Source organism: uncultured Enterococcus sp. (genome assembly GCF_913775425.1).
In the GTDB taxonomy this organism is placed as follows: Bacteria; Bacillota; Bacilli; order Lactobacillales; family Enterococcaceae; genus Enterococcus_G.
Genome location: NZ_CAJYIS010000009.1, coordinates 24193 through 30481 on the forward strand (window position 1 = coordinate 24193; position 6289 = coordinate 30481).

Here is a 6289-nt window from a genome sequence, read left to right on the forward strand (position 1 = left end):
TAAGGAAAAGAGGAGTCCATTATGGCAAAACGAACGGTTTATTGTGGGTTAGTAGATGAAAGTTATTTAGAACAACGTGTGACATTAAAAGGTTGGGTACAAAAACGTCGTGATTTAGGTGGCGTGGTCTTTTTAGATCTACGCGACCGTGAAGGGATCGTCCAAGTCGTATTCAATCCTGAAACATCAAAAGAAGCATTAGCGATCGCTGATAGTTGTCGTAGTGAATACGTGATTGAAATCAGTGGGACTGTGATCAAGCGTAGTGATGCAGCGATCAACCCGAAAATGAAAACAGGTGAATTCGAAGTCTTAGCAGATCAAATCGAAATCTTAAGTAAAGCGAAAACACCGCCATTTACGATCGAAGATGACCAACAAGTCAGCGATGAAGTGCGAATGAAATACCGTTACTTAGACTTGCGTCGTCCTAAAATGGCTCAAAATATGTTATTACGCACGAAAACAACGCGTGCGATCCGTCGTTATTTAGATGACAATGACTTTTTAGATATCGAGACACCATATCTTGCAAAATCGACACCAGAAGGCGCACGTGATTACTTGGTACCAAGCCGTGTGCATCCAGGACACTTTTATGCATTGCCACAATCACCACAAATCTTTAAGCAATTATTGATGGCAGCAGGAATGGACCGCTACTACCAAATCGTTCGTTGTTTCCGTGACGAAGATCTACGTGGTGACCGTCAACCAGAATTTACTCAGGTCGATATCGAAACGACATTCTTAACAGCAAAAGAGATCCAAACATATACAGAAGGCTTGATCCAAGCTGTGATGAAAGAAGTCAAAGGAATCGAGATCACAGAAGCTTTCCCACGCATGACGTGGCAAGAAGCAATGGATCGTTTTGGAAGCGACAAGCCAGATACGCGATTTGCGATGGAATTGATTGATCTATCTGAAACAGTCAAAGATGTAGAATTCAAAGTATTCCAAATGGCTTTAGAACAAGGTGGCGTTGTCAAAGCCTTGAATGCTAAAGGAGCAGCAAGTCGTTACTCACGTAAAGATATGGATCAATTAGGGCAATATGTTGGTCAATTTGGTGCCAAAGGATTAGCGTGGGTCAAAGTCGAAGAAGATGGACTAAAAGGTCCAATCGCGAAATTCTTAGTCGATGCAACAGCTGATATTATCGCTGCTACGAATGCTGAAGTCGGTGACTTATTACTATTTGGTGCCGATTCATTTGAAGTGGTATCTGCAGCTCTAGGTGCATTGCGTAATCGTTTGGGATCAGAATTAGACTTGATCGATCAATCTGCCTTTAACTTCTTATGGGTTGTTGATTGGCCACAATTTGAATACGATGCTGAAGCAGGACGTTTTGTGTCTGCGCACCATCCATTTACGTTGCCAAAAGCTGGAGATGTTGAAAAATTAGCTACTGATCCACAAAGTGTGCACGCTGAAGCCTACGATATCGTATTAAATGGCTATGAATTAGGTGGAGGATCATTGCGGATCCATACACGTGAAGTACAAGAACAAATGTTTAAAACATTAGGCTTTGCTCCACGTGAAATGCAAGAACAATTTGGGTTCTTATTAGATGCTTTAGACTATGGTTTCCCACCACATGGCGGAATCGCTTTAGGACTAGATCGTTTTGCGATGTTACTTGCAGGTGAAGATAACATCCGTGAAGTGATCGCGTTCCCTAAAAATGGTCGTGCGATCGATCCAATGTCACAAGCTCCAAGCACAGTTTCACCTTTACAATTGTATGAATTAAACTTAGATATTACTGCAGAATTAGATGAAACAGACGAATAAATAAATAACGAGTGATCACTTAAAAAGAAAGACAAGATTTTTCTTAAAAAAGTGATCACTCACTTTTTTTTTATAAAAATTCACGTATAATAAAAGGCGTAAAGAATAAAGAAGAGAGGCGACCTCATGAGTCGAGTATTCAAAGTTTTTCCTCACCCTGATTACGCAACAAAATTTTCTTTTGCAATGGTCTATGCCATATTAGCCTCTGTTGCAGTGCAATTATTTTACAGTCCAGGCAATATTTATTCGAGTGGGATCACTGGGATCGCACAAATCTTTTCCACATTGTCTGAACGCTTATTTGGAATCTATGTTCCAGTTTCTATGATGCTATTATTTTTAAACTTGCCGCTATTTATTTTAGGTTGGCGAAAAATCGGGCACAAATTTACGATTTTTACTGGAATCACGGTCGTATTGACCTCTGTGACGATGCAGTTGATCCCGATCGAAAAAATTTCGGATGATCCAATCATTTGTGCTATTTTTGGTGGTGCTACGATGGGAGCGGGGATCGGATATGCCTTAAAAAACGGACTATCCTCTGGAGGTCTTGATTTTGTGAGTATTGCGATCCGCAAGAAAACTGGAAAAAGTATCGGTTCGATCTCTATTATCTTTAACTTTATTATTTTGATCGCAGCTGGGATTTTATTTGGTTGGCAAGCGGCATTATATAGTGCACTAGCGATTTTTGTGTGCGGAAAAGTGACCGATGCTGTCTTTACTCAACAAAAGAAAATGCAAGTGATCATCATTACGAGACACCCAGATGATGTCATCAATCAGATCCAAGACGAAATCAGACGTGGGATCACGATTATCAATGAAGCTGAAGGAGCGTATCGTCACGATCGTCAGACTGTTTTGATTACAGTAGTAACACGCTATGAATTGCCATCATTACGTCAAGCAATGAAAAAAGCTGATCCCAAGGCATTTGTTAGTATCGCAGATAATGTCCAGATTTTGGGACGTTTTTATGAAGATGATTTTTAAAAAGAGATATTGTATCTCTTTTTTTTCATGAAGAAAAGGTAAAATCATGAGTTCAATCATGCTTTTTTTTAAGGTTTATGGCATGATGGAATCAGAATGCAATAGAATAGAAAATAGAAAAGGATTTGGATTATGGCGGAGAAAAAACGAAAAAAAGGTCGCTATATCTCAGGGATCGATGGCATTAGAAGTATTGCCGTGTTAGGCGTGATCTTTTACCACCTGATGCCTAAAGCGATGAAAGGCGGTTATCTTGGTGTACCGATCTTTTTTGTGATCTCGGGGTATTTGATTACAGATTTGATGCGTCAAGAATGGCAACAAAACAATAAAATCGATATCAAAGGCTTTTACGTGAGGCGAATGAAACGTCTGTATCCAGCACTTGTAGCGTTATTGATCAGTGCTTCGTTTTATATTACAGTATTTCAGCGAAATTTATTGAACAATCTACGCGGTGTCGTTTGGAGTAGTTTGCTTTATGTCAATAACTGGTGGCAAATCAAACATAGTGCATCGTATTTCGATCGTTTTGCTAACGAATCACCGTTTACGCATTTATGGTCATTAGCAGTTGAAGGACAAAATTATTTGATTTGGCCTTTTGTCTTTGTCTTATTGATTCGGTTTGTGAAAAAGAAAAGCACGATTTTTTATATTTTATCCATTTTAACGCTGATTTCAGCAATCTTAATGGCCATTATGTATCATCCAGGACAAGATCCAACACGTGTTTATTATGGAACAGATACACGAATTTTTTCACTTTGGATGGGGAGTGCATTTGCATTTATTTGGCCTTCATTCCACTTAAAAGAAGAAATTCCAAAACAAGCTAAGAAAATTTTGAATGTGATCGGTGCCGTGGCTTTAGTAGGTCTGTTACTTTTCTTAGTCTTTTTATCCGATCAAAGCAACTTTGTTTATTACGGCGGGATGTATATCGTTAGTATTTTAGCCACATTATTGATTGCGGTGACGGTTCACCCAGGAGCAAGTTGGAATCGTTGGCTAACGAATCCTCTCTTTAATTATATCGGCAAACGCAGTTATGGTATTTACTTATATCAATTTCCGGTGATGATTTTTTATGAAGCAAAAGTACGTAACTTAGCTAACCATGTGTGGGTACATACTTTGATCGAATTTATCTTGATCATTGGATTAAGTGAACTATCTTATCGCTTTGTAGAAAATCCGCTACGCAAATACAATTATCGTCATTCGTTTAAAACCATTAGATCTTGGTTTACACGTCCATTGATGAGTAAACAAAAACCGTGGCAACTGCCTGTAGTTGTAGTCACTTTGATTGCATTATTTGGAATTCTCACAGCACCAAGTAATCAAATCGACGCTGAACAACAAGCGTTCCAAGATCAAATCAAAGAAAACGAAAAGATCGTAGAAAAAACGAAAAATGAAACTACGACAGAATCAACGACAACCGATACGTCCACGACAACTGAAGATGAATCCGCTGAAGTCTTCAGTGACAATGTTGAAGATATCATGAAAAAATATGATCTATCGAAAAAACAAGTCGAAGCGGCTCAAGAAAAAGAATTTACCTTATTTGGAGATTCTGTGGCATTAGGTACAGCAGCAAATATCAATGAAGTATTCCCTAAAGCGGTCGTCGATGCGGTAGTGGGAAGACAATTTTATGAAAGTGTGCCCTTGTTAAAACAACTAGAAGCACAAGGGAATTTAAAAGATACAGTCGTGATCGCACTTGGAACAAATGGCTCTTTTACATCGGCACAATTTGACGAAGTAATGGATTATTTAAGTGGTCGGACGGTTTACTTTATCAATGTTCGCGTACCGACACAGCGTTGGCAAAATGATGTCAATACGATGTTGGCGGATAAAGCCAAAGACAATAAAAAAATCAAGATTTTAGATTGGTATGATCTAAGTAATGACCATGATGATTGGTTTAGACCTGACCGGGTCCATCCTACATTGACTGGTCGTATCGAATATACACATCTTTTAGCTGAAGCACTGACAAAATAGATAAAAGTATTTTATTTAAAAAAACAAAAGTGATATGATAAGCAAGAAGACTGAATGGAGGTTTTTTCATGACAATCGATTGGAAAAAAGAAGTAGCACAACGCCAAGATGCGTTATTAGAAGACTTAAAAGAGTTATTACGCGTTAAAAGTGAGCGCGAGGATGATAAAGTAACACCGGATGCACCATTCGGACCAGGACCACGTGATGGGTTACTTAAAATGTTGAGTTTTGGTGAGCGTGATGGCTTTAAAGTCAAAAACGTCGACAACTATGCTGGACATATCGAATTTGGTGAAGGTGATGAAACACTAGGGATCTTTGGTCACATGGACGTTGTACCAGCTGGAGATGGTTGGGATACAGACCCTTATGAACCAGTAATCAAAGATGGTAAAATCTATGCGCGTGGTTCATCAGATGATAAAGGACCAAGTATGGCAGCTTATTATGCGATGAAGATCATCAAAGAGTTGGACTTACCTTTATCGAAAAAAATCCGCTTTGTCGTGGGTTCTGATGAAGAAAGTGGTTGGGGGGATATGGACTACTACTTCGAACATGAAGCACGTCCTGACTTTGGATTTTCTCCAGATGCAGAATTTCCGATCATCAATGGTGAAAAAGGAAATATCTCATTACTTGTCCACACACCAGTGAGCAATGAAGGCGCGTATCAATTAATTAGCTTCAAGAGTGGCTTACGTCCGAACATGGTTCCAGGAAGTGCGACTGCTGTGATCGAAGTGCCTCAAGAGCAAGTGGATGCGATCAAATCTGCCTTAGAAACTTTTGTGGAAGCCAATCCAATTACAGCAAGTGTCACAGAAGCTGCAAATCAATTAACGATCGAGTTAGTGGGTAAAGGTGCTCATGGAGCGCATCCTTCTGCTGGGATCAATGCTGGAACTTACTTAGCCTTATTCTTAAATGAATATGACTTTAAAGCAGGCGCAAAAAACTTCTTACAAGTTGCTGCAGAATATCTTCACTTGGATCTTGAAGGTGAAAAATTAGGGATTGCGTATCGCGATGAAAAAATGGGCGAATTGACAATGAACGCTAGTCTATTCTCATTTGAAAAAACTCAAGAAGATGCGACAGTCAACTTAAATATCCGCTATCCTCAAGGAACAACAGAAGTTGAATTAAAACAAGGATTAGCAGACTCGATCGGACAATTTGATGTGACAGTAACCGAAGAACCACATCATATGACTCCTCACTATGTACCAGTGGAAGATCCATTAGTGGCAACATTACTTTCAGTATATGAAGACCACACAGGTGAAAAAGGATTTGAACAAATCATCGGTGGTGGAACGTACGGTCGTTTATTAGAACGTGGTGTTGCTTATGGAGCAATGTTCCCAGGCTATACAGACACGATGCATCAAGCCAATGAATTTATGGAATTAGACGATCTATTCCGTTCAGCAGCAATCTATGCAGATGCAATCTA

Annotated in this window: 4 protein-coding genes; all 4 read left to right on the top strand. The window is 39.3% G+C overall.

What is annotated here, in order from left to right; all coding sequences use genetic code 11:
* Nucleotides 1-21: 21 nt before the first annotated feature.
* Nucleotides 22-1803 (top strand): aspartate--tRNA ligase, encoded by a 1782-nt coding sequence (gene aspS / locus QZ413_RS00695; RefSeq protein ID WP_297074573.1) that lies wholly within the window; start codon nucleotides 22-24, stop codon nucleotides 1801-1803.
* A gap of 126 nt (nucleotides 1804-1929) precedes the next feature.
* Nucleotides 1930-2805: a YitT family protein gene (locus QZ413_RS00700; RefSeq protein ID WP_297074574.1), complete on the top strand. Its 876-nt coding sequence runs from the start codon at nucleotides 1930-1932 to the stop codon at nucleotides 2803-2805.
* Nucleotides 2806-2934: 129 nt separating this feature from the next.
* On the top strand, nucleotides 2935-4827 hold the full coding sequence (locus QZ413_RS00705) for an acyltransferase family protein (RefSeq protein WP_297074576.1): 1893 nt from the start codon (nucleotides 2935-2937) through the stop codon (nucleotides 4825-4827).
* Between the two features lie 68 nt (nucleotides 4828-4895).
* A partial coding sequence (pepV, locus tag QZ413_RS00710; protein WP_297074575.1) for a dipeptidase PepV occupies nucleotides 4896-6289 on the top strand: 1394 nt, incomplete at its 3' end.